Here is a 23,155-nt window from a genome sequence, read left to right as displayed (position 1 = left end):
CGCGAGCAACCATGCTAGCTCCCCCGCCTCCCCGGGGCTCGGGCCAGACCCAGGCGCGTGGTGCTCTACCGCGGGCGAGCGGCGGTCATCTCGAGAGTCGAGTCTGCCCGTGCCCGACGAGTTACCGATGTTCTTACGTCGGCATGTCGGCCAAAGTACAGGCAATTCATGGTTACTGCGGGTCGACGGGCTTCGCGTGCGGGTTGAGGTGCTTCGTCTGTTTCTGCAGCTGACGGAGGTGAGTCTGGGTGCCGGGAGTCGCTTCCCAGCCGGTGATCACCCGGAAGACCAGGACAGCGCCCCATGGGCCGATCACCCACATCGGCCAGAAGTAGGTGAGTTCGCCCGCGGTGAGCGAGATCAGGCCCCAGATGACCAGCACGATCACGCTGACGCCGAGCCAGCTACCCGCTTCGATGCGCTGCCAGACCGGGAAGCGCGTACCGGGCTTGCGTTCGGCGGGCGCCGCGGTCTGCTGCTGTGCCGTCAACGGGGGCAGGTCGGACAGGACGACGGCGAGGTCGTCGCGCGTGGTGGTCGCGTAGACCTTGGCCACGCGCTGATCGTATTCGCCCAGGTCGAGCCTGCCGTCGGCCAGATGCGTGCCCAGCTGGGCGACGATCGCGTTGCGTTCGGCATCGGACGCGCGCGTACCCGGGGTGATATCCATGCCGACGTCCTCTCGGTCACATCCACGATGGAGTGCTGGTTTCCAGCGTCCACCCTCCACAGTGCGATGTCAACCGCTCGTACTCGATCAGAGGATGGCGAAAGCCACCACGAGACCCAGCGCGAAATGCGCGGCGGCGACGACGAGGACCTCGGGGGTGTAGGTCTCGGCGTGCAGCGTGCGGCCGATGTCGATGCCGGTGACCTTCTCGATCAGCCGCACCGAGATCACCTGCGCGATGATGCCGACCAAGCCGTACACGATCGCCGCGATGAGCCCTTCCGACAGCTTGCCGCTGCCACCGGTGGCCAGCACCGCGAACACGACGATGAACGCCATGCTGATCATCCCGGCCGCCGAGACGATGATCGAGTTCGGCTTGCCCGCCACCACCAGGTCGCGCAGCTTGCCGGGCGTGGTCAGGTCGATGGCGAAGAAGCCGATCAGCATGAGGACGAGGCCGATCAGGCAGTACAGGATGATGGCGCCGACGCCTTCACCGAGCGCACTCCAATAACCCGATTCCAGGGCGAGGGCGGTCATCGTGGTCCTTTCGAACAATGTTGTGAGGTCAGGTGTCAGTCGACGATGCGGTGCGGCACGAACGCGGCGCCGTCATCGGTGATCAGGCCGGCGGTCTCCCGGATGCCGAGCCCCGCCGCGGTGTCACCCACGACCCAGGCGCCGAGCACCGGGCGCATCCCGTCGAATTCCGGTAGCGGGTCGAGCAATTGGTAGACGAAGCCCTCGGCGCCGTAGACGCCGCCGGTCGCGGTCTCCATGCCGGGGCCGACGATGGTCATGTTCGCGCCCTCACGGCCGAGCTTGGGTTTGCGGATGTATTCGGTGAGCTCGTGCGGGTTGTCGAGGTAGGCGGGCAGCAGATTGGGATGCCCGGGATACATCTCCCACAGGACCGCCAGAATCGCCTTGTTGCTCAGCACCGTGGTCCACAGCGGTTCGACCCACGCGGTCGCGGGCAGGCTACCGACCACGCGCTTGCCGAAGTCGTCGTCGAGGATCCACTCCCACGGATACAGTTTGAAGATCGCCTCGATCGGCGCCTCGGCCAGATCGACGAACCGGTTCAGCTCGGTATCGAAACCGACTTCCTCGATCGGCAGCGCGACGGTGTCGAAACCGGCTTCGGCCGCCGTCTCCTGCATGTAGGCGGTGGTGACGTTGTCCTCGCCGGTCGCGTCGGCGCCCGACCAGGTGAAGTGCAGCTCGGTTCCGGGCAGCACGCCGCGTAGTTCGGTCCAGCGCTCCACCAGTTTCTCGTGCAGCGAATTCCATTGGTCGCCACCGGGATACACCTGCTGCAACCAGTGCCACTGGATGATCGCGGCCTCGAGCAGCGAGGTGGGGGTATCGGCGTTGTATTCCAGGAGCTTGGCCGGGCGGCGCGCGTCGTAGCGCAGGTCGAAGCGGCCGTACACGTAAGGGTCACTGCGACGCCATGATTCGGCGATCGGGCCCCACGTCCATTCCGGCAGACCGAAATCGGCGAAGCGCTCGGTGAGGACGACGTGTTCGACCGCGTGCAGACACATCGACTGCAGCAGTTCCACATCGGCTTCCAGCGCGAGGATCTCGTCCATCGAGAACTCGTAGTGCACCGACTCGTCCCAGTACGGGCGCGGCTGACCGCTGGCGTCGCGCCCCGGTGCGCCGTAGACGAGTCCTTGCTTCTCGATGATCTGCTGCCAGTCCTGGCGTGGCGTGCTCTTGTTGCGCCGCATCTACGATCCACTCCCGCCGGTCGACTTGCTGCCGAGTCCGCCGCGCTGCACCGTGGTGCCGCTCTTGGTGGTGATCTGGGCATTACGCGGTTTCACCGAGGTGCCGCCCGTGGGCGGCTTGCCGATCGTCGGGGTGCCGCCGTAGTGGTAGCGGTACTGCGGCCAGCCCAGAATCAGCAGTCCGCCGCCGTGGCCGCCGGTGTAGCCGTCACTGCGGAAGTTCGTCTTGCCGTCACCGCAGTTCTCATCGGGGACAACGACTTCCTGCCCGTTCTCGTCGATCTGCACGCACGAGGCCGTCACCTGGTCGGGTGCGGTGATCGCCCGGTAGGCGAGGTAGCCGCCGCCGACCAGCGCGGCGACGCCGACGATGGCGACACCGCCGACCATCACGCGTTTGCGGTTGCGCCGCTTCTCCTCGGCCGCCGCGGCCGCGGCCCGCTCGGCCTCTTCGGCTTGCCTGCGGGCCTTGTCCCTGGCGCGCGCCTCACCGACGGTCGGCGGCCGCGGCTGGGTGACGCCGGGTTCCTGCCGTGACACCCGGCCGGGACGCGGCTGGTCGACAGGATGCCCGCCCGCGCCGAACACCGGCGGCGGCGACGCTGCGTTCGGGTCGTGCGGGGACGCCCCGCCGCCCGGATCGGACGGTGTCGAACCCGCGTTCGGTGCGGACCATCCCGCGCCGGGATCGGGTGGCGTCCACGGAGACCTGTCCGGCTCGCCGTTCGAGGGTTGTTCCGGTCGATCGGGCGGTCCAGGGTTCTGTGTGCTCACCGCTGCCGCCCCCTAGCCCCCGAAGTCACCACTAGCGCTCCTCGAATCCCGTCATGTCGCCCCGCGCGGGCTCCCAGCTTTCCACAACCAGGTCCACCCGACCAGGAGCCCGCCCGGACAGACCATGCGTCACGTGCCCGACAGCGTGCGAGCTCTCGGGCGCTTCGCCGGACCGTAGCAGTTCCAGCAATTTCTCGCCCGCCGTTCGTGGCCCTTCGGCGACAACGTGGACGCGGCCGTCGCGGTGGTTGCGCGCGTAGCCGACCAGGCCGAGTTCCAGTGCGCGCGAGCGCGTCCACCACCGGAATCCCACACCCTGCACGTACCCGTGCACCCACGCACTCAGCCGAACCGGCTCCTCGCTCATGCGTCGATGGTGAACGTCAACGTCACCTTCGTGCCCGCCTTGAGCGTGCGGCCCACGGTGCACACCTTGTCGACGGCGCGCTGCACGGTGACCAGTAGTCGTTCGCGGGCGGCCTCGTCGAGTTCGGACAGGTCGAGTTCGAGGACCTCGTCGAGCTGCGGGTAGAGCTCGTTCTCGCGGTCGGCATCGCCGGACACGCGGATGGTGGCGTCGAACTCGTCGCCGAGGCGACGCGACAACGGCAGATCCGAACTGAGCCCGGTGCACCCGGCGAGCGCGATCTTGAGCAGCTCACCGGGCGTGAAGGCGCCGGGAACACCCTGGGAGGCGATCAGAACCTCCGCGCCACGGTTACTGCGCCCGGTGTAGGCGCGGGTTCCGGTGCGCTCGACCCACAGTTCGGTGGGGGCGTTGGTCACGGGTGCGTTCTGCTCAGCCATGCCTTGATCCTGCCATTCGCTCGAGGACGATCCACGCCTGGGAACGCCACCGCCGCCACCGGCATTCCGGTCACGTGACCCGGCGCACGCTCACTCCTGGAAGCGGTAGCCCATTCCCGCCTCGGTGAGCAGATGGCGCGGGTTGGCCGGATCGTCCTCGAGTTTGCGCCGCAACTGCGCGAGGTAGACCCGCAGGTAATGGGTCTCGGTGGCATAGGCCGGACCCCACACCTCGCGCAGTAGTTCTTTGCGCCCCACCAGCTTTCCGCGATTGCGCACCAGCATCTCGAGCATCCCCCACTCGGTGGGCGTGAGGTGCACGGCCACGCCCTGCTTGGTGACCTTCTTCGCGGCCAGGTCGACGGTGAAGGAATCGGTCACCACCACCGGGTCGTCGCTCCCGGCATCGGCGGCCCCACGCCGCACCGCCGCACGCAACCTGGCCAGCAACTCGTCCATCCCGAACGGCTTGGTGACGTAGTCGTCGGCCCCCGCGTCGAGCGCCTCGACCTTGTCGGCGGAGTCGGTGCGCGCCGAGAGCACGAGCACCGGCGCGCTACTCCAGCCACGCAGCCCCGCGAGCACCTCGATGCCGTCCATATCGGGCAGCCCGAGATCGAGGATCACCACATCGGGATGCTTCTCGGCGGCAGCACGCAGCGCGGCGGCACCGTTGCCCGCGGTGATCACCTCGTAGCCACGCACCGACAGATTGATCCGCAATGCCCGCACGATCTGCGGCTCGTCATCGACCACCAGCACCTTCACAGTTCCGCCTCGGCGCGTATCGCGGCCGGACTCGGGTGGGGCGGCCGTCGTGCGGGCGGGCGGTGGGTTCGGCGTAGCAGTGGGTTCGCCGGTCCCGGAGTTACCCCTGTGCTCACTTGTCGGCATCGTTGTTTCCTGGGAAGGGGGCGGGCAGGTCTACCAGCATGGTCAGACCGCCGCCCGGTGTGGGTTCGGCGTGGACGGTACCGCCCATCGCCTCGACGAAACCCCGCACGACCGAGAGGCCGAGGCCGACGCCGGTGGTGTTGTCCCGGTCGCCGAGACGCTGAAATGGCTCGAACAGGTCCTCTTCGGTGCCCGCGGGGACCCCGCGTCCGGTGTCGACGACCGCGATCGACACCCGCTCGCCGACGTGCTCGGCGGTGACGCGAACGGGGGTGTCACGACCGGAGTGATGCAGGGCGTTGTCGAGCAGGTTGGCCAGCACGCGTTCGAGCAGACCGCTGTCGGCGAGGACCGACACCTCGCCGACCTCGACCTTCACCCGGTCCATCGCCGCCCGCCGCAAACCACGTGCTCCCATCCCGACGCTGACCAGCGCGCGGTGCACCGCCTCGTCCATGTAGACCTGCCGCAATTGCGGGCTCACCACACCGACGGCCAGGCGCGAGGAATCGAGCAGGTTGCCGACCAGCGCGGTCAGTTGGTCGACGGATTCCTCGATCGCCTCGAGCAGTTCGCCGGTGTCCTCGGCGGAGAACTCCACATCGTCGCTGCGCAGACTCGACACGGCGGCTTTGGCACCGGCCAACGGCGTGCGCAGGTCGTGGCTGACTGCCGAGAGCAGTGCCCGGCGCAACCGATCGGCCTCGAGCAACGCCGCCGCGGCACTGGCTTCTTCGGCGAGTCGTTCCTGCCGGACCAGCCCAGCGGCTTGATTGGCCACCGCGTTGAGCACCGGCCGCTCCCCCGGGTCGAGCGGGTGCCCGGCCAGCAACAGCAGGCTCGTCGTGTCACCCGCCTCGATGACCGTCTCGGCATCGTCAGGACGTCGTGGAGGATCGGTACCGACCTCGGCGACCACCACGTCGCCGCACAGCATGCTCACCGCCCGCTGCCCATAGGCCTCACGCACCTGTTCCAGCAGATTCGGCAGATCGGCGCCGTGCAGCACCGCACCGGCGAACAGGGTGAGCAGCTCGGCTTCCCTGGATGCCTTGCGCGCCTGCCTGGTTCGCTTCGCCGCGACATCGACCAGCGCGGCGACGGCGACCGCCACGATCAGCAGCACCACCACGGTGACGAAGTTGTCCGGTTCGGCGATGGTGAGGCTGTAGCGCGGAGAGGTGAAGAACCAGTTCAACAACAGCCCCGACAGCAGCGCCGACACCGAGGCGGGCACGACACCGCCGAGCAGCGCGACCGCGACGACACCGACGAAGAACATCGCGCTGAGCCCGCCGAGTTCGAGGAATCCGTCGAGCGTCGCCCAGCAGACCACGCTCACCAGCACCGGCACCAGCAGGGCGGCGATCCAGGCGAACAGTGGCTGACGTACGCGCAGCGGGTTGCGGCGCACACCTTGGTTGGCCTGCTCATGGGTCACCATGTGGACGTCGATCTTGCCCGAACGCTGCACCACCGTGGCCCCGATGCCCTCGTCGAGCATCCGCGCCCACCGCGACCGTCGCGAGGTCCCGAGCACCAACTGTGTCGCGTTGACCTCCCGCGCGAATTCCAGCAGCGCGCCGGGCACATCGTCGCCGGTCACCGTATGCAGCGAGGCACCGAGCCCGGCCGCGAGTTCACGCAGCCGCACCATCCGCTCGGTCGACACCCCGGCGAGCCCGTCACCACGAACCACGTGCACCACCACGAGATCGGCGCTGGACTTCGACGCGATCCGGCCCGCCCGGCGCACGACGGTCTCCGATTCCGCCCCACCGGTGACCGCCACGACGACTCGTTCGCGCGCCTCCCACAGCTCGGTGATCTTGTGGTCGGCCCGGTACTTGGCAAGCGCGGCGTCGACCTGATCGGCCAGCCAGAGCAGTGCGAGTTCGCGGAGCGCGGTGAGATTTCCGGGCCGGAAGTAGTTACGCAACGCGGCATCCACCTTGTCTGCGGCGTACACATTTCCGTGCGACAGCCTGCGCCGCAACGCTTCCGGTGTGAGGTCGACCAGCTCCACCTGATCGGCCGCACGCACCACCGCATCGGGCACCGTCTCGCGCTGCTCGATCCCGGTGATCTGGGCGACCACATCGTTGAGGCTCTCGAGGTGCTGCACGTTCACCGTCGAGATGACATCGATGCCCGCATCGAGGAGCTGCTCGATGTCCTGCCAGCGCTTTTCGTGCACACTGCCCGGCGCGTTGGTGTGCGCGAGCTCGTCGACGAGCACCACGGCGGGCTTGCGCGCGAGCACCGCGTCGACGTCGAGTTCGGGCAGCTCGGTCCCCCGATAGCCGACCAGTTTCGTCGGGATCCGTTCGATGCCGTCGAGCAGTTCCGCGGTCTTCGCGCGACCGTGCGTCTCGACCAGCGCGGCCACCACATCACGGCCGCGCTCGAGCCGCCGGTGCGCTTCGCCGAGCATGGCGTAGGTCTTGCCCACACCCGGCGCCGCACCGAGATAGATGCGCAGTTGTCCGCGTTTCACCTGTCCATCATCGCGGGTCGACGAACCTCGACTGTAGGGCGCACCGGCAACACGCCGACCGACACCATCGGTGTATGCGAGGTGTTCAGTCGACCGAGCACCCGGATCAGCAGCAGCGATCCGGCAAAACCGAAGATCACCGCAAGGGTCACTACCGACACCGCGATCTCACTTTCCGTGCACAAGGGAACCGGCGGCGCCGTTCGCCCACCGGTGCCCACTTTCTACCGCGCGGACACACACCTGATCTCGATCTTTACGGTGTGTTGACGGCAATCGGGCCCGCTTTGACGGCATCCTCACACCCGTCACGCACCCGCCGCGTCAACATTGCGCAAAGGCCTGGCCGCCGGGCGCTAAGGAGTCGTAAGGAAGCCACGCCGAGTCGCGATCCGGCGTTTCACTCACCTAGGTGCTCCACCTCGGAGCACAAGGAGGTTGGAAATGTCTGTCGTGGTGTTCACGGTGCTCACCGTGGCGATCTTCGCGCTGCTGGGCTTGATCCAGCGAGGGGTGGAGAAGCTGTGATCGCGAACCTTGTCGGTCTCGCACTGGCTGTCGGAGTCGCCGTCTTCATGGTCGCGGCGCTGCTCTTCCCCGAGAGGTTCTAGGTGAACACGACTACTGCGGGGATCGTCTTCGTGGCGGCCCTGGTTCTCGCGCTCGCCCTGGTGCATGTGCCGCTGGGCGACTACATGTACCGGGTCTACAGCAGCGACAAGTACTCCCGCGTCGAGCGGCTGATCTTCCGCGCCATCGGCGCGAAACCCGAGGTCGAGCAGACCTGGCCCGTCTACGCCCGCAGCGTGCTGGCGTTCTCGGCGGTCAGCGTGCTGTTCCTGTTCTTCTTCCAGCTGGTGCAGGGCGCGCTGCCACTGCACCTCGACGATCCCGGCACCGAGATGACCCCCGCGCTCGCGTGGAACACCGCGGTCAGCTTCGTCACCAACACCAACTGGCAGAACTATTCCGGAGAGTCCACCCAGGGTCACCTGGTGCAGATGGCCGGTCTCGCGGTGCAGAACTTCGTCTCCGCGGCGGTCGGCATGGCGGTGGCGGTGGCGCTGGTGCGTGGCTTCGCCCGGCGCCACACCGGCGACCTCGGCAACTTCTGGGTCGACCTGGTGCGCGGCACCCTGCGCATTCTGCTGCCGCTGGCGTTCGTCTTCGCGATCGTGCTGGTCGCCGGCGGCGTCATCCAGAACTTTCACCTCCACGATCAGGTCGCGCAGACCATCGGCGGCGCCGAACAGACGATCACCGGCGGTCCGGTGGCGAGCCAGGAAGTCATCAAGGAACTCGGCACCAACGGCGGCGGCTTCTACAACGCGAACTCCGCGCACCCGTTCGAGAACCCGAGCACCTGGACGAACTTCCTCGAGATCTTCCTGCTGATGGTGATCGCGTTCTCCCTGCCGCGCACCTTCGGCCGGATGGTCGGTTCCACCAAGCAGGGCTACGCGATCGTGGCGGTGATGGGCACGATCGCCCTGGCCAGCATCTCGCTGACCAACCTGTTCCAGCTCCAGCACCACGGCACGGTGCCGACCGCGCTCGGCGCGTCGATGGAGGGCGTGGAAACCCGCTTCGGCGTTGCCGATTCGGCCACTTTCGCCGGCGCGACCACGCTCACCTCGACCGGTGCGGTGAACTCGTTCCACGATTCCTACACCAGCCTCGGCGGCATGATGACGATGTTCAACATGCAACTGGGCGAGGTGGCGCCCGGCGGTGTCGGGTCCGGTCTCTACGGCATGTTGATCCTCGCCGTGATCACGGTGTTCGTCGCGGGCCTGATGGTCGGGCGTACCCCGGAATACCTCGGCAAGAAGATCACCCCGCGCGAAATCAAGCTGGCGGCGACGTATTTCCTGGTGAGCCCGCTGATCGTCCTGGTCGGCACGGCGGTGGCCATGGCCTTGCCGGGACAACGAGCGAGCATGCTCAACGGCGGGCCACACGGCATGTCAGAGGTGCTGTACGCCTTCACCTCCGCGGCCAACAACAACGGTTCCGCCTTCGCCGGTCTCACCGGCAACACCGAGTGGTACAACACCGCGCTCGGCCTCGCGATGCTGTTCGGCCGATTCCTGCCGATCATCGTCGTGCTGGCACTGGCCGGTTCGCTGGCCCAGCAGGGCACCACCCCCGCGTCGATCGGCACGCTGCCGACGCACCGGCCGCAGTTCGTCGGCATGGTCGTCGGTGTGACGGTGATCCTGGTCGCGCTCACCTTCCTGCCCGCTCTCGCGCTCGGGCCGCTCGCCGAAGGAATCCACTGAAATGACCACTCCCACACTAGAATCCGCACCGCGGCCCGAACACCGCACCAAGGGTGTGCAACGCGGCGTGCTCGACCCGAAGTTGCTGCTCACCTCCCTTCCCGACGCCGTGCGCAAGCTCGATCCGCGCACGCTGTGGAAGAACCCGGTGATGCTGATCGTCGAGATCGGCGCCGTGTGGTCGACCATTCTCGCCGTCGCCGACCCGAGCTTCTTCGCCTGGGCGATCGTCGTCTGGCTCTGGCTCACCGTCGTTTTCGCGAATCTGGCCGAGGCCGTCGCGGAGGGGCGCGGCAAGGCGCAGGCCGACTCGCTGCGCAAAGCCAAGACCGACACCATCGCCCGCCGCCTGGCCGACTGGACACCGGGTGGGCGCATCGTCGAGGAACGCGTCGCGGCTCCCGAGCTGCGACGCGGCGACTACGTGGTCGTCGAAGCGGGCCAGATCATCCCCGGCGACGGTGACGTCGTCGAAGGCATCGCCTCGGTGGACGAATCGGCCATCACCGGTGAATCCGCGCCCGTGATCCGGGAATCCGGCGGCGACCGCTCGGCCGTCACCGGCGGCACCACGGTGCTCTCGGACCGGATCGTCGTGCGGATCACCCAGGAACCCGGCGCCAGCTTCATCGACAAGATGATCGCCCTCGTCGAGGGTGCGAGCAGGCAGAAGACCCCGAACGAGATCGCGCTCAACATCCTGCTGGCCGCGCTCACGATCATCTTCGTGTTCGCGGTGACCACCCTGCAGCCGCTGGCCGTCTTCGCCAAGTCGAACAACCCCGGCGTGCCGGACACCTCGGCACTGGACGCGCACGGCATCACCGGCATCGTGATGGTCTCGCTGCTGGTCTGCCTCATCCCCACCACCATCGGCGCGCTGCTCTCGGCCATCGGCATCGCGGGCATGGACCGCCTCGTGCAGCGCAATGTGCTCGCCATGTCCGGTCGTGCGGTGGAAGCCGCGGGCGATGTGAACACACTGCTGCTGGACAAGACCGGAACGATCACCCTCGGCAACCGGCAGGCAGCCGCGTTCATCCCGGTGCCCGGCGTTCTCGACGACGACCTGGCCGACGCGGCCCAGCTGTCCAGCCTCGCCGACGAGACGCCGGAGGGGCGCTCGATCGTCGTGTTCGCCAAGGAGGTGTTCAACAAGCGCGAACGCAGCGCGGGCGAACTGCCCGGGGCCACCTGGGTCGAGTTCACCGCGCAGACCCGTATGTCGGGTGTCGACCTGTCCGACGGGCACCAGCTGCGCAAGGGGGCAGCCGGTGCGGTCATCGAATGGGTTCGCGCCCAGGGTGGTTCGGTCCAGGCCGAGGCTTCGGCGATCGTCGACGGCATCTCCGCCTCCGGCGGCACCCCGCTGATGGTCGGTGAAGTCCGCGACGGAACACCGCGCCTGCTCGGCGTGATCCATCTCAAAGATGTTGTCAAGCAGGGCATGCGGGAACGTTTCGACGAGATGCGCCGCATGGGCATCCGCACGGTCATGATCACCGGCGACAACCCGTTGACAGCCAAGGCGATCGCCGACGAAGCGGGCGTGGACGACTTCCTCGCCGAGGCGACGCCGGAGGACAAGCTCGCGCTGATCAAGTCCGAACAGGACGGCGGCCGCCTGGTCGCGATGACCGGTGACGGCACCAACGACGCTCCCGCCCTGGCGCAGGCTGACGTGGGCGTGGCGATGAACACCGGCACCTCGGCCGCCAAAGAGGCGGGCAACATGGTCGATCTGGATTCGGATCCGACCAAGCTGATCGAGATCGTCGAGATCGGCAAGCAGTTGCTGATCACCCGTGGCGCGCTCACCACGTTCTCGATCGCCAACGACATCGCCAAGTACTTCGCGATCATTCCCGCGTTGTTCGTGGGACTGTTCCCCGGCCTCGGCGCACTGAACATCATGCGTCTGGCCAGTCCGCAGTCGGCGATCCTGTCCGCGGTCATCTTCAACGCGATCATCATCGTGGCGCTCATTCCGCTGGCGCTGCGCGGTGTCAACTACCGGCCGAGCAATGCTTCGAAGCTGTTGAGCCGCAACCTGACGATCTACGGCCTCGGCGGCATCATCGCGCCGTTCATCGGCATCAAGGTCATCGATCTGTTCGTCCAACTCCTCCCCGGGATGTCCTGAAATGCGTATGTCAACCTGGATCCGCCAGCACCTGGCCGCCTTGCGCGCTCTGCTCGTGCTGACCGCGATCACCGGAATCATCTATCCCGTGGTGGTTTTCGCGGTCGCGCAGCTGCCCGGACTCGACACCAAGGCCGACGGCTCGCTCATCGAGCGGGACGGAAGATTGGTGGGCTCCAGCCTGATCGGGCAGTCGTTCGCCGACGCCGACGGCAAGGCCATGGCGCAGTACTTCCAGAGCCGTCCGTCGGCCGCGGGCGAGGGCTACGACCCGCTGTCCACCGCCGCGAGCAATCTCGGCCCGGAAGACATCGTCGACACCGCCGACCGCACCAGCCTGCTCACCACCGTGTGCGCACGCTCGAAGGAGGTCGGCGACCGTGAGGGGGTTGACGGCGCCCGGCAGTTCTGCACGAAAGACGGTGTGGGCGCGGTGCTCTCGGTGATCGGGCCACGCGACGGCGACGGTGACGTGTCGCGGCCGGTGCGGGTGGTCAGCGTCAACGAGCTCTGCCCCGCGCAGCCGTTTCTGGCCACGTTCCGCGGCGTCGCCGTGGAGTGCGCGCAGGAGGGCGGGGACTACTCCGTCGGCCGGATCGTCCCGGTCCTCGGTGACGCACCGGCCGAGGCCGCCGTTCCCGCCGACGCGGTCACCGCGAGCGGTAGCGGTCTCGACCCGCACATCTCCCCCGAATACGCGACCATCCAGGTCGAACGGGTGGCGAAAGCGCGCGGCATCACCAGCACGCAGGTGCGCGAACTGCTCGACGCGCACACCGACGGGCGCACGCTCGGATTCCTCGGCGAGCCGAGGGTGAACGTGGTCGAACTCAACCTCGATCTCGACGCCCGCTACCCGTTCGCGGGCTGAGGCACAGCAATCGGGGCCGCGCTCATCACTGGTCGCGGCCCCGATTGCGCGGTCTACTCCTCGTCGGTGATGAGCGCCCAGCCCTCGGGCAAGCCCGTCACGGTCACCGCCGAGCCGCACACCTCGAGATCCACGGTCACCCCGTCACCGAGCCGGAACTCCGACATCCGCACGCACCCCCACACCGGGGGAACCTGGGGCCGCAACGTCAACGTCTTGGCGGGCACATCGGGATCGAGCCCGAGGAACGACCGAATCAGCAGCAGCGGCGCCGCACTGGCCCAGGCCTGCGGCGAACACGACGTCGGATACGGCACGGGCGCGGCGAATCTCGACCGAGGGAAACCACAGAAGAGCTCGGGCAACCGGCCGTCGAACGCCGCGGCGGCATCGAGCAGACCACCCGACAGCTTCGTCGCCAGCTCCACCGCACCCGGCACATGCTGGTACCGCATCAACCCGGCGACAGCGATCGCCGTGTCATGCGGCCAGATCGACCCGCAGTGGTAACTCATCGGGTTGTAGGCGCCCATATCGGACGCCAGTGTCCGCAGCCCGAATCCCGAATCCATCTCTGCCCGGGACAGATTCCGGATCAGGATCTCGGCGTGTTCGTCGGTCGCGATGCCCGACCACAGACAGTGCGCCGCGTTGCTGGTCAACGCGTCGACCTGCCGTTTGCGACCGTCCAATGCCACCGCGTACCACCCGTAGTGGGGTAGCCAGAACTGTTCGGCGAACTTGGTTCGCAATTCGTCGGCCCGTTCCCGCATCCGCACAGCCAGCTCGGGATCGTCGAACTGGTCGGCGAGTTCCGCGCGGGCCTGGAACGCCGCGTACACATATCCCTGCACCTCGGCCAGCGCGATCGGGGCCTCGGCGATATGGCCCGCGGCGTCGTTGATTCCGTCGAAACTGTCCTTCCAGCCCTGATTGATCAGGCCGCGATCGGTCGCGCGCACGTACTCGACGAAACCGTCGTCGTCGCGGTCACCGAAATCGGTAATCCAGCTGATCGCGGCGTCGGCGGCGGGCAGCAGGGTCGCGATCGACGCCGGATCCGCGCCCCACCGCAGACATTCGGCGAGCAGCATCACGAACAGCGGCGTGGCGTCGACGGTTCCGTAGTAGATCTGCCCGCCCAGCACCTGCCCGACCGAGGGCCCGCGCCGCATCTCGTGCATGATCCGGCCCGGCTCCTCCTCGACGAGCGGGTCGATCGTCTGCCCCTGCAACTCGGCCAGCTGCTGCAAAGTGCCCAGTGCCAGATCGGTTTCCAGCGGCAGCGACATCCATGCCGTGAGCAGCGAGTCCCGGCCGAACAGCGTCATGAACCACGGCGCACCCGCCGCCACGAAGGGCCGGTTGGTACCCGAATCGGTGTGGATCTGCAAGGCGCCCAGATCGCTTTCGGTGCGGCGCAGGATCTGGTTGAGCAAACCCGAGTCGGCGGAGATATCGGTGGCGGTGGCCCGCCACGCCTGGATCTTGCGTACCGGCTCGCTCGCGCGGTACCGCTCGCCCACCGAGCCGGAGGTCTGCGGGCGTTGCGCGGCGCCTGCCGGTTGCGCGGTGATCTCGGTCTGCCAGCGCCCACCCGCCGGCACGACGATGCGCCAGATCATGGTGCCGGGCAGCATCATCGGCTCGACGGTCGAGGTGAGTGCGAGGCCACGGGACAGATCGGCGCGGTCGTGCAGCAGCAGTTCACCGTCGGCGGTCGTCATCTCCGCCCTTCGCCCGTTCGTGCGACCTTCCTTCACCGCGAACAGGTCGACGAAATCGGCGTCGACATGCAGTTCCACCACCACCGCTGTCGCCTCGCGGCTCATGTTCTCGAGGGTGATCACCTCGTGCATCCCCTCGGCGACGAGCCGATCCCGCACCACGAGCAGGGTGCTGTCGGCCCTGCCCTGTTGCGGTGACCTGCGCAGTACGAAGCGTGCCGCGAAGGCCTCCGGGCTCAACACCGACAACGCCTCGGGCCGTTTGCCGTCGATCATCAGCTCCCAGCGCGAAATCACCCTGGCGTCACGGAAGAACAGGCCCTGCGGCTTGCCCGGCTCGATATCGCCGAGCCGGTCGGACAGGCAGAACGTGCCGCCTTCGACAAGGGTGATGTTGCCGCCGCCGCCACCGAGCCCCGCGGGTTCCCCCGCGTTGAGTGGGCTCGGCGCCGAGGCGCTGTCGGTGCTCATGCGCGCCCGTTGGCCGCTACCCCGACGGGCATCGGCATCGCATACGCGGTGTCGTACCCGATCGTGGTGCGGGCGAGCAGATCCCGGTACACCTGTTCGTAGCCACGGCCGAGGGTGTCGGCGCTGAAGTTGTCGACCACGTGCTTGCGGCACAGCGCCGGATCGTAGGTCTGGACTTCGGCGATGGCGGCGGGCAGCTCGGCCGGATCGTCACAGATCCGTCCCGTCACCCCGTCGACCACCACTTCGCTCACCGCGCCGCCGCGCAACGCGACCACCGGCGTGCCGCAGATCATCGCCTCGATCATCACCATGCCGAACGGCTCCTCCCATCGAATGGGGAACAGCAGACACTTAGCTCCGGAGAGCAGTTTACGCTTGGCGGCGGCGTCGGCGAGACCGAACATCTGATCCTGATCGGTCATCCGTGGTCGCACGAACTCCTCGAAGTAGGCCTTCTCCGGCGCCTCGCTGCACTTGCCCGCCAGGATCAGCGGCATGCCGACGGCGTGGGCGGCGTCCAGCGCCAGATGCGGGCCCTTGTCGTCGCTGAACCGGCCGAGGAACAGTGCGTAGTCCTGCTTCTCGGTCTCGTAGGGCCACTGATCGGGACACAGCGCGTTGTGGACCCGGCCCGCCCATGGCAGATCGGGCGCCAGCGCGCGCTGACGGTCGCTGATCGCGACGAGCGAGCACTCCTGGCCCAGTTCCTTGTAGTAGCGGTAGCAGTCGTCCTGCACCGGGCCGTGCACGGTGACCACCGTCGGCAACCCGAGATTGGCGTAGGCGGGCGCGTTCAGCGGGCCCGCGAACGTGTGGTCGTGGACCAGGTCGATGCCTTCGGTATCGGCCAGCCGCTCGATGGCGCGGCGTACCCGCAGCGCGTGCACGATTTCCGGGAACGGATCGCCCAGCCGTTCGGGCTGGATCCGGTCCCACAGCGGAACGAAATCCGCTTTGGTACCGTCGACACCCGCACCGAACAGGGTGACGTGATGGCCACGCTCACACAGTGAGTCGACCAGATCGGCGACTACGGCCTCGACGCCGCCGTAGGCCTTGGGTGGAACATCGAAATACGGTGGAACAACCATCGCGATCCGCAGGGGACCACCGTGGTGATCGATCGAGTAGAGATCGGACGCGGACAAACCGGTCGGCGACATTGCCGACGTGTCTGTACTCATGACCTTCCTTCCAGGGACGCAACCTAGCAACACTTGCGCGAACAAGAGATGGCCGCCTCGGCGGAGGTGGAGACGAGAGCTTCACCGCCGTCCATGGGGCATGGTTGGCCTGGCCAGACGCGATACGCACCCGATTCGGGTGCCCGACTGAACAGAGGGGCCGTCAAGGAACGTACCCCGCTACCGCAGAGTAAACCAGCGTGTTGTGGAAATGTTCTATATCGATTACCTACCAGGGCAGGAGATTACGCGGTCAGAATCGGTCTACGGCGTACAGATTGCCTGCCCAACCGAATCCAGGCACGGAATATTGCCGAACTCCCGAATAGTGGCCCTGCCCTGACCGTGCATCAGGTAGTCGATGAACTGAGCCGCCAGCGAATCACCGGCCACCTGCCCGTGTGTGTCCGCGTACTCCACCACCGTGAGCGGGTACGTCCGCGCCTTCATGGTGTCCTCCGACGCGCTCACCCCGTCCAGCGAGACGAGCTTCACCTCACCGCTGACCGCCGAAGTCTCCATGTAGCCCACCGCGCCCGGAGTCCGGGCGACGAACGACGCCACCCCCTCGGTGGTCTTGACCTCGCATTGTTCGCCCGCCGATGGCCTTCCGGCGCACGGGATGAACGGGAACACCTTTCGGTTACCTTCGAGCAATCGGCTTTCCAGCGCCGTTCGGGTGCCGGAGCCCGCCTCCCGGTCGATCAGCACCACCGGCTGATCGGGCCCGCCGATCTGGTTCCAGTTCTTGATGTTTCCCCGGTACAGATCACGGATCTGCTGCGTCGTGAGATTCGGCAGGTCGACACCCGGGTGGGTCACGATCGAGAAGGAACTGAGAGCCAATTGATACTCGACCAGCTTGTCGAAGCCGTTGCCCTTCGGACCGTCGCTGATCGCGAGCATCCCCTGCGTCGGGCCTGTTTGGACCAGCTTGACGAGCCCGTCGGAGGTTCCCGCGAAGTCGAAGGTGAATTTCGCTCCGGTGCAGGTCTTTGCGTAGTTCTGCGCGGCCGTGCGAATCATCGGCGCCATCGCGGTGGAACCGACCAGCGTGAGCTCGCCCTCGGCACAGTCGCGCGGTGGCGGGTCCGGTTGCAGGGCGAGTACCGCTTGCACCGCGATCAGCGCGACCAGGAAGCCCGACAGCGCCATCAGTTTCTTCGACGGGCCGGAGTGACTCGTGGTCTCGACAACCTTGCCCCGCTTGACGCGCCCGGTCAGCACCGGCTCCGCCGGCTCGCCGTCGCCGTGTACCCGCTTCAGCACCGCGAGAATCTTGTAGTGCTGGCGTCGTTCGAGCTGGACCTTCGGCAGATCGATGATGCCGGCGAAGTTCTCGCCCTCGCCTCTGGCCCGTTTGCCGATGCCCGATCCGGGGCCGAGATTGTCGGGGAGCGGCCCGTCCAGCTCGGTCACCGCCAGACCGATGACCTCACGGCCGGGGAACGTGACATGCAGTCCGACCCGTGGATCGGTTCCACTCATCGTGTAGTCGTCGGGGTCGACGGCGAGCGTGCCGCTGTTCTCGATGCGGACCAGCACGACCGAGAGCTTGGACAGGTCCAGGTGTGGACCACCGGCTTCCGGGGTGCTCAGATTCGCCAGGGCACCGACCAGCGACGCGGTGTCGGTCTCGCCGGTCACCGGCGTATCCATCTGGAAGCGGTATCCCAGCCGACGTCGCCCGACCAGGACGAACTCACGAACGAACGCGGCCGACGCGACAGCGAGGCCTGTCGCCGACACGATCAGTTCCACCGGAATATCCATCGAACCCCCCACTAAACATGTCGATCAGCGAGTTGATGTGTACCAGGCGGGGTTCGGCCGATCGACGAGCGAAATCAGTTGTTGGGCAAGACTTCACCCATTCGATTCCGAACACCAGGCGAGCAGCTCCTCGACCGGCCAGGTGTCGATCACCTTCTCGGCCGTCACACCGTGCGCCAACGCCCGCTCACATCCGTATCCCTGCCAGGCCAACTGGCCCGGCGCGTGCGCGTCGGTGTCGATGGAGAACACGCAGTCCATCTCGACGGCCAGCTCGATCAGACGCCCGGGTGGGTCGCGGCGTTCGGGACGGCTGTTGATCTCGACGGCGGTTCCGTAGCGGCGACAGGCCTCGAAGACGAGTTCGGCATCGAACGAAGACTCCGGGCGGGTGCCGCGAGACCCTTCGACCAGGCGGCCGGTGCAGTGGCCCAAGATGTCGACGTGGGGGTTCGCGACGGCATAGACCATCCGTTTGGTCATGGTGTCGCTGTCGTCGCGCAGGTGCCAGTGCACGCTGGCGACAACGACATCCAGGCGTTCGAGCAGATCGGCGCGCTGGTCGAGGGTGCCGTCGTCGAGGATGTCGACCTCGATCCCGGTGAGGACGCGAAACGGCGCCATCCGCTCGTTGAGTTCGGCGATCACGTCGAGTTGGCGCAACAGCCGGTCGGCGGACAGACCGTTGGCGACCTTCAGACGCGGCGAATGGTCTGTCAGCGCACAGTATTCGTGGCCGAGCGCGGCCGCGACGCCCATCATCTCGGCGATCGGGCTTCCCCCGTCGGACCAGTCCGAGTGGGTGTGCAGATCACCACGCAGCGCCGCGCGCAGCTCCTCGCCCGCGGGCGCGATCGGCTTCGCCTGTGCGCGCAGCTCGGCAAGATAGCCGGGAACCTCACCGGCACAAGCCTGTTCGATGATGGCGGCCGTCTTGGGCCCGATCCCGGCGAGCTCACGCCAACTGTGTTCGCGTGCGCGAGTCGCCACCTCGTCGCCGTCGAGCCCGGCGACGACATCGGCGGCACGGCGGTACGCCTTCACCCGGTGCGTTTCGGCACGACCGCGTTCGAGCCAGAACCCGACCTCGCGCAGCGCCGCCACGGGCCCCGGACTCGCCGCCGATGTCATCGCGGCTACTTGATCCGGCCGTACTTGAGGAACGCGACGCCGTCGGCGTACACCCGGCTGGTGATCACCCGGAACTTCTCCGGCGCGGGCAGTTTCGCTCCGCCGCCGAACAGCGGCCTGCCGGTACCGAGTACCACCGGGTGCAGCTTCAGGAACACCTGGTCGATCTCGGGCAGCAGCGCCTGTGCCAGTTCACCGCCACCGCAGAGCCAGATCCCCAGTCCGTCTTCACGTTTGAGTTCGCGCACCGCGGCGGTCGGGTCGTCGGCGATCAGTTCCACCCCGGGCGCGGGCGCTTCGGGCAGGGTCGTGGACACCACGTACTGGCGCAGGTGCTCGTACGGGCTGGCGGTGCCGGTGCGCACCCCGAAGTCGTGGGTCTTGCGGCCCATGATCACGGTGTCGAAGTAGATGTTGCCCGCCGCGATCCCGCGCGCCTCGCGCACCTTGGTGGGCAGGGTTTCCGGGTACTGCGAGATGATCGCGGGCCCGTGATCACCGCCTACCGGAAAGAAGTCCAGCGTTCCGTCCTCGGCGGCGATGAAACCGTCGATTGTCGATGCCACGAAATAGGTCAGCTTGCGCATAACGTCCTCCCTGCACGGACCCGGTCTGTCACGACCTGTCAGGGGAAACGTTAGCGTGCCCGGATCAGCGGCGGCGCGGCTTCCGTTGACACTTGGGACAGGAAAACGACGACCGATTCATGAACTGTTCCCGGACCAGCAACGTCGCGCACCGATCGCACGGTTCGTCCTCGCGCCCGTAAGCGGCCAGCGACCGGGAGAAATAGCCGGATTCGCCGTTCACATTCACATACAGGGCGTCGAAGGAGGTGCCACCGACGGCCAGCGCTTCGGTCATGACCGCGCTGACCCCGTCGAGCAGGGTGCGCACGACCGGGCGGGTGAGTTCGGCGGCGACGCGGGTGCCGTGCAATCCGGCCCGCCACAGAGCTTCGTCGGCGTAGATATTGCCGATGCCCGAGATCACCGTCTGGTCGAGCAGTACTCGTTTGATCTCGGTGTTCTTGGCGCGGATGGCCGCGACCACGGCGTCGCGGTCGAACAGCGGGTCGAGCGGATCGCGCGCGATGTGGGCCACGGAATCGGGTACCACGGTCCCGTTCACCTCGACGAGATCGGCCAGGGACCAGCCGCCGAAGGTGCGCTGATCGACGAATCGCAGTTCGGCGCCGTCACCGAGCACGGCCCGGATGTGCGCGTGCTTCTCGACGGGTGCGTCGGCGGGTTGCACGAGCATCTGACCGCTCATGCCCAAGTGCACGACCAGCGCGGTATCGGGTTCGTCGAAGGTGAGCCAGAGATACTTCCCGCGGCGCTGCGCGGAGTCGATCCGCAGCCCGGTGAGCCTGGCCGCCAGATCAGCACCACCCGCGGCGTGCCTGCGCACGGCACGCGGGTGGGTGACGGTGACGGTGTCGATCGCACGCCCGACGGCGTGATCGGCGAGACCGCGCCGAACGACCTCGACCTCGGGCAGCTCGGGCACGGATCAGGCGTTATCTGTGGATTCGGCGGTCAGCGCCTTGTAGGCCGTGCCGGCAGCCTTCTGCTCGGCTTCCTTCTTGGAGCGACCGACGCCGGAACCGTACGGATGACCGGCGATCACCGTGGTGGCGGTGAACTCCTTGTTGTGGTCCGGTCCGGTGGAGGTGATCTCGTAGGCGGGCACGCCGAGACCACGCTCGGCGGTGAGCTCCTGCAGGCTGGTCTTCCAGTCGAGTCCGGCGCCCATGCGGGGGCCGCGCTCGAGCAGGTCGGCGAACAGCCGCAGCACCACACCGCGCGCGGTTTCGATGCCGTGCTCGAGGTGCACCGCACCGAGCAGCGACTCCATGCCGTCGGCGAGGATGCTCGGCTTGTCGCGACCACCGGTGAGCTCTTCGCCCTTGCCCAGCAGCAGATACTGACCGAGTCCGCCGTCGCCGAGGCCACGCGCCACCTCGGCGAGCGCGTGCATGTTCACCACGCTGGCGCGCAGTTTCGCGAGTTCACCCTCGGACTTCTCCGGATGCTCGGTATACAGGCGCTCGGTGATGCTGAGGCCGAGTACCGAGTCGCCGAGGAATTCCAGGCGCTCGTTGGTCGGCAAACCACCGTTCTCGTACGCGTACGACCGGTGCGTCAGCGCTAGGCGCAGAAGCTCCGGTCGTACGTCGACACCGAGGGCGGTGAGCAGGCTGGCGTGATCCGCCGCGCCCACATTGTCTTTACTGGCTGTCACGTTGCTAGGAATGATCTACAACGATCAGACTGCAGAAGTGACCTGGCGGCCCTTGTAGGTGCCGCAGGACGGGCACGCGATGTGCGGGAGGGTCTTCTCACCACACGCACGGTTCGGGCAGGTGACCAGGGTCGGCGCGGTGGCCTTCCACTGGCTGCGCCGCGACCGGGTGTTGGAACGCGACATCCGACGCTTGGGAACAGCCACGGCTACTTCTCCTCTTGGTTTTCGCTGACTACACCGGCATCAGATGCCGCGGCAGCGGTTTGGTCTTGGTGGTGGAACCCTCAGGCGGGGTCGCCGGTACCGGGCTCGTCAGTGGCGAAATTCGCCAACTTCGCCCAGCGAGGGTCCAGTATCTCATGCCCATGATCAGGACCCGCAATCGCCATCCGCACACCGCACTCGGGGCACAGGCCCGCGCAGTCCGGCGAGCACAGCGGCTGCAGCGGAAGCTCCAGCCCGATGGCGTCGAGGATCACCGGCTCGAGGTCGACGAGGTCGTCTTCCATGCGGTAGACCTCGGCATCCTCGGTCGTCTGCTCGGTGGTGCTGTCCGGATACGCGAACAACTCCGTCAGACGAATCTCCACCTGGTCGTCGAACGGTTCGAGGCAGCGCGAGCACTCCCCGGCCGTTGGCCCGGACACTGTGCCGGTGACCAGCACACCCTCCGAGACCGCCTGCAATTGCAGGTCGAGTTCCACCTCGGCATCGGCCGGAATGGCGATCAGGTCGAGACCCAGCCGCTCGTGGTCGGTGACCGTGCGACGCAGCTCCCGCATCGTTCCCGGCCGACGGCCGAGATTGCGGACATCCAGCACAAAGCCGGCGTCGGACACAGGACCACTGGTCTTGCGTGGACGCGCGGACGAACCGGAACCGGCGGACATCACGGACTCACTTACCGTCGAGGGGATAATGGGCAACCACTCCACAGTACGGCAGGACCCCGCCGGAACTCAAAACGCGCACCCGCCTCCACGGGCGGCGCCGGCTGCGCTCAGCGCCGGTGGTCGGCAGCGTATTCCGGGTATTCGGCGCCCGGTGCGCCGCGCATCTGCTGGCGGCCGCGGGTGATCGAGCGCCGCGTGGTGTTGAGCGTCTCCTCCATGGACGCGAGCCTGCCCCCGAAATCGGCCATCCGCTCGTCGACGTAGTCGTCGCATTCGGCGCGCACCCGGTCGGACTCGGCCTGCGCCTCGTCGATCAGTCGCGCGGACTCGGCGTGCGCGACCCGCACCACCTCGGTCTGCGCGACGAGCCGGGCCTGCTCGGCCTTTCCGTCGGCGACCGAACGCTCGTAGGAGGCCTTGCCCGCTTCGATGGCCCGGTCGGCGTCGATCTGGGCGCGACCGGTGAGCTCGTCGTACTCGGCATTGCCGTCGGCGACGACCTGATCGGCCTCGGCCCGGGCGGACGTCACCAGGCGGTCGGCGTGGGCGGTGGCCTCGGCGACCATCCGGTCGGCGTGGTCCTTGGCGTCGGCGAGAATGCGATCGGCCTCGGCGCGGGCATCGTCGATGGTGGTGCGCGCCTGCTCGTTGGCGGTGGTGACCGTCGTTTCGGCGCCGCTGCGAGCGTCGCCGACGATCTTGTCGCGGTGATCGAGGACGTCCTGGGCGTCGTCGAGTTCACCGGGTAGCGCGTCGCGGACGTCGTCGAGCAGTTCGAGGACATCGCCGCGCGGCACGATGCAACTGCGGGTCGGCGGGATGCCGCGCGCCTCTTCGACGATGGCGACCAGTTCGTCGAGTGCTTCGAATACGCGATACATGCTCACTACCCTCCTGCGGACTCACGGCGAAACCACTACCGCCGACGCCCAGTGTGCCTGTCGCGGGCGGCTGTGCCGAATGTCGTCGCGGTGTGTCGCGACAGTGTCCAAGATCGCACAGATATCAAGTGGAGTGCAGCCCTCCACTTCGGCTACCATCGG

The 23,155-nt window shown here is 67.3% G+C and carries 23 protein-coding genes; 4 read left to right on the top strand and 19 right to left on the bottom strand.

The annotated features are described in order from the left end of the window. Nucleotides 1-172: 172 nt before the first annotated feature. The 9 genes from ACFWFP_RS02320 to ACFWFP_RS02280 all read right to left on the bottom strand — a co-directional run bounded on the left by ACFWFP_RS02320 (nucleotide 173) and on the right by ACFWFP_RS02280 (nucleotide 7,605). Entirely contained in the window at nucleotides 173-670 is a 498-nt protein-coding gene (locus ACFWFP_RS02320; protein WP_379292719.1) for a DUF1707 domain-containing protein, read from the bottom strand. A gap of 87 nt (nucleotides 671-757) precedes the next feature. Beyond that, nucleotides 758-1,213 (bottom strand): DUF350 domain-containing protein, encoded by a 456-nt coding sequence (locus ACFWFP_RS02315; RefSeq protein ID WP_379292718.1) that lies wholly within the window; start codon nucleotides 1,211-1,213, stop codon nucleotides 758-760. Nucleotides 1,214-1,248: 35 nt separating this feature from the next. Then, nucleotides 1,249-2,412 carry a glutathionylspermidine synthase family protein gene (locus ACFWFP_RS02310; RefSeq protein ID WP_379292717.1) on the bottom strand — a complete coding sequence of 388 codons (1,164 nt, stop codon included), beginning with the start codon at nucleotides 2,410-2,412 and terminating at the stop codon, nucleotides 1,249-1,251. Beyond that, on the bottom strand, nucleotides 2,413-3,186 hold the full coding sequence (locus tag ACFWFP_RS02305) for a hypothetical protein (protein WP_379292716.1): 774 nt from the start codon (nucleotides 3,184-3,186) through the stop codon (nucleotides 2,413-2,415). 31 nt (nucleotides 3,187-3,217) lie between these two features. Next, complete coding sequence (locus ACFWFP_RS02300; protein ID WP_379292715.1) at nucleotides 3,218-3,553, bottom strand: acylphosphatase; 336 nt, start codon at nucleotides 3,551-3,553, stop codon at nucleotides 3,218-3,220. Next, entirely contained in the window at nucleotides 3,550-3,993 is a 444-nt protein-coding gene (locus tag ACFWFP_RS02295; protein WP_379292714.1) for an OsmC family protein, read from the bottom strand. The genes ACFWFP_RS02300 and ACFWFP_RS02295 overlap by 4 nt, the downstream gene beginning before the upstream one ends. Nucleotides 3,994-4,083: 90 nt before the next feature. Next, nucleotides 4,084-4,761 carry a response regulator gene (locus tag ACFWFP_RS02290; protein ID WP_379292713.1) on the bottom strand — a complete coding sequence of 226 codons (678 nt, stop codon included), beginning with the start codon at nucleotides 4,759-4,761 and terminating at the stop codon, nucleotides 4,084-4,086. A 112-nt stretch (nucleotides 4,762-4,873) separates the two neighbouring features. Beyond that, nucleotides 4,874-7,384 carry an ATP-binding protein gene (locus tag ACFWFP_RS02285; RefSeq protein ID WP_379292712.1) on the bottom strand — a complete coding sequence of 837 codons (2,511 nt, stop codon included), beginning with the start codon at nucleotides 7,382-7,384 and terminating at the stop codon, nucleotides 4,874-4,876. After that, complete coding sequence (locus ACFWFP_RS02280; protein ID WP_379292710.1) at nucleotides 7,381-7,605, bottom strand: hypothetical protein; 225 nt, start codon at nucleotides 7,603-7,605, stop codon at nucleotides 7,381-7,383. Before ACFWFP_RS02280 ends, ACFWFP_RS02285 begins: the two co-directional genes overlap by 4 nt. Before the next feature lie 223 nt (nucleotides 7,606-7,828). Between ACFWFP_RS02280 and ACFWFP_RS02275 the strand changes: the two genes are divergently transcribed. The 4 genes from ACFWFP_RS02275 (at nucleotide 7,829) to ACFWFP_RS02260 (ending at nucleotide 12,680) form a co-directional block, all read left to right on the top strand. Continuing rightward, on the top strand, nucleotides 7,829-7,912 hold the full coding sequence (locus ACFWFP_RS02275) for a potassium-transporting ATPase (protein ID WP_067449012.1): 84 nt from the start codon (nucleotides 7,829-7,831) through the stop codon (nucleotides 7,910-7,912). 83 nt (nucleotides 7,913-7,995) lie between these two features. After that, nucleotides 7,996-9,666: a potassium-transporting ATPase subunit KdpA gene (gene kdpA, locus ACFWFP_RS02270; protein WP_379292709.1), complete on the top strand. Its 1,671-nt coding sequence runs from the start codon at nucleotides 7,996-7,998 to the stop codon at nucleotides 9,664-9,666. 1 nt (nucleotide 9,667) lies between these two features. Further along, on the top strand, nucleotides 9,668-11,809 hold the full coding sequence (kdpB, locus tag ACFWFP_RS02265) for a potassium-transporting ATPase subunit KdpB (RefSeq protein WP_379292708.1): 2,142 nt from the start codon (nucleotides 9,668-9,670) through the stop codon (nucleotides 11,807-11,809). Between the two features lies 1 nt (nucleotide 11,810). Continuing rightward, nucleotides 11,811-12,680, top strand: coding sequence for a potassium-transporting ATPase subunit C (locus ACFWFP_RS02260; protein WP_379292707.1), 870 nt, complete (start codon nucleotides 11,811-11,813; stop codon nucleotides 12,678-12,680). Between the two features lie 53 nt (nucleotides 12,681-12,733). On the opposite strand, the gene ACFWFP_RS02255 is transcribed toward ACFWFP_RS02260, so the two are convergent. The 10 genes from ACFWFP_RS02255 to ACFWFP_RS02210 form a co-directional block, all read right to left on the bottom strand. Continuing rightward, nucleotides 12,734-14,878, bottom strand: a complete 2,145-nt coding sequence (locus ACFWFP_RS02255; RefSeq protein ID WP_379292706.1) for a glycogen debranching N-terminal domain-containing protein — start codon at nucleotides 14,876-14,878, stop codon at nucleotides 12,734-12,736. Then, a complete protein-coding gene (locus tag ACFWFP_RS02250) occupies nucleotides 14,875-16,044 on the bottom strand; it encodes a glycosyltransferase family 4 protein (RefSeq protein ID WP_379293726.1) in 1,170 nt (389 codons plus the stop codon). The genes ACFWFP_RS02255 and ACFWFP_RS02250 overlap by 4 nt, the downstream gene beginning before the upstream one ends. 285 nt (nucleotides 16,045-16,329) lie before the next feature. Further along, nucleotides 16,330-17,838 carry a PstS family phosphate ABC transporter substrate-binding protein gene (locus ACFWFP_RS02245; protein WP_379292705.1) on the bottom strand — a complete coding sequence of 503 codons (1,509 nt, stop codon included), beginning with the start codon at nucleotides 17,836-17,838 and terminating at the stop codon, nucleotides 16,330-16,332. A gap of 93 nt (nucleotides 17,839-17,931) precedes the next feature. After that, nucleotides 17,932-18,969, bottom strand: a complete 1,038-nt coding sequence (locus ACFWFP_RS02240; protein WP_379292704.1) for a PHP domain-containing protein — start codon at nucleotides 18,967-18,969, stop codon at nucleotides 17,932-17,934. A 5-nt stretch (nucleotides 18,970-18,974) separates the two neighbouring features. Then, nucleotides 18,975-19,556: a dihydrofolate reductase family protein gene (locus ACFWFP_RS02235; protein ID WP_379292703.1), complete on the bottom strand. Its 582-nt coding sequence runs from the start codon at nucleotides 19,554-19,556 to the stop codon at nucleotides 18,975-18,977. A 64-nt stretch (nucleotides 19,557-19,620) separates the two neighbouring features. Next, entirely contained in the window at nucleotides 19,621-20,481 is an 861-nt protein-coding gene (gene mutM, locus ACFWFP_RS02230) for a bifunctional DNA-formamidopyrimidine glycosylase/DNA-(apurinic or apyrimidinic site) lyase (RefSeq protein ID WP_379292702.1), read from the bottom strand. Nucleotides 20,482-20,484: 3 nt separating this feature from the next. After that, the gene (rnc, locus tag ACFWFP_RS02225) at nucleotides 20,485-21,216 is read right to left on the bottom strand and encodes a ribonuclease III (RefSeq protein ID WP_379292701.1); all 732 of its coding nucleotides are present in this window, start codon (nucleotides 21,214-21,216) and stop codon (nucleotides 20,485-20,487) included. Between the two features lie 24 nt (nucleotides 21,217-21,240). After that, entirely contained in the window at nucleotides 21,241-21,423 is a 183-nt protein-coding gene (gene rpmF / locus ACFWFP_RS02220; protein WP_040708879.1) for a 50S ribosomal protein L32, read from the bottom strand. Between the two features lie 80 nt (nucleotides 21,424-21,503). Further along, nucleotides 21,504-22,109, bottom strand: coding sequence for a YceD family protein (locus ACFWFP_RS02215; protein ID WP_379292700.1), 606 nt, complete (start codon nucleotides 22,107-22,109; stop codon nucleotides 21,504-21,506). 110 nt (nucleotides 22,110-22,219) lie between these two features. Further along, complete coding sequence (locus ACFWFP_RS02210) at nucleotides 22,220-22,993, bottom strand: DivIVA domain-containing protein (RefSeq protein WP_379293725.1); 774 nt, start codon at nucleotides 22,991-22,993, stop codon at nucleotides 22,220-22,222. Nucleotides 22,994-23,155 lie beyond the last annotated feature (162 nt).

It is taken from the genome of Nocardia sp. NPDC060249 (genome assembly GCF_042728755.1).
In the GTDB taxonomy this organism is placed as follows: Bacteria; Actinomycetota; Actinomycetes; order Mycobacteriales; family Mycobacteriaceae; genus Nocardia.
This window is presented reverse-complemented; position numbering and strand designations above follow the sequence as displayed.

Excerpts from the sequence above, each read along its gene's own strand:
- ACFWFP_RS02320 (WP_379292719.1), bottom strand. The coding sequence starts at position 670 with ATGGATATCACCCCGGGTACGCGCGCGTCCGATGCCGAACGCAACGCG.
- ACFWFP_RS02315 (WP_379292718.1), bottom strand. The coding sequence starts at position 1,213 with ATGACCGCCCTCGCCCTGGAATCGGGTTATTGGAGTGCGCTCGGTGAA.
- ACFWFP_RS02310 (WP_379292717.1), bottom strand. The coding sequence starts at position 2,412 with ATGCGGCGCAACAAGAGCACGCCACGCCAGGACTGGCAGCAGATCATC.
- ACFWFP_RS02300 (WP_379292715.1), bottom strand. The coding sequence starts at position 3,553 with ATGAGCGAGGAGCCGGTTCGGCTGAGTGCGTGGGTGCACGGGTACGTG.
- ACFWFP_RS02295 (WP_379292714.1), bottom strand. The coding sequence starts at position 3,993 with ATGGCTGAGCAGAACGCACCCGTGACCAACGCCCCCACCGAACTGTGG.
- ACFWFP_RS02275 (WP_067449012.1), top strand. The coding sequence starts at position 7,829 with ATGTCTGTCGTGGTGTTCACGGTGCTCACCGTGGCGATCTTCGCGCTG.
- kdpB (WP_379292708.1), top strand. The coding sequence starts at position 9,668 with ATGACCACTCCCACACTAGAATCCGCACCGCGGCCCGAACACCGCACC.
- ACFWFP_RS02260 (WP_379292707.1), top strand. The coding sequence starts at position 11,811 with ATGCGTATGTCAACCTGGATCCGCCAGCACCTGGCCGCCTTGCGCGCT.
- ACFWFP_RS02255 (WP_379292706.1), bottom strand. The coding sequence starts at position 14,878 with ATGAGCACCGACAGCGCCTCGGCGCCGAGCCCACTCAACGCGGGGGAA.
- ACFWFP_RS02250 (WP_379293726.1), bottom strand. The coding sequence starts at position 16,044 with ATGTCGCCGACCGGTTTGTCCGCGTCCGATCTCTACTCGATCGATCAC.
- ACFWFP_RS02245 (WP_379292705.1), bottom strand. The coding sequence starts at position 17,838 with ATGGATATTCCGGTGGAACTGATCGTGTCGGCGACAGGCCTCGCTGTC.
- ACFWFP_RS02240 (WP_379292704.1), bottom strand. The coding sequence starts at position 18,969 with ATGACATCGGCGGCGAGTCCGGGGCCCGTGGCGGCGCTGCGCGAGGTC.
- ACFWFP_RS02235 (WP_379292703.1), bottom strand. The coding sequence starts at position 19,556 with ATGCGCAAGCTGACCTATTTCGTGGCATCGACAATCGACGGTTTCATC.
- ACFWFP_RS02215 (WP_379292700.1), bottom strand. The coding sequence starts at position 22,109 with ATGTCCGCCGGTTCCGGTTCGTCCGCGCGTCCACGCAAGACCAGTGGT.
- ACFWFP_RS02210 (WP_379293725.1), bottom strand. The coding sequence starts at position 22,993 with ATGTATCGCGTATTCGAAGCACTCGACGAACTGGTCGCCATCGTCGAA.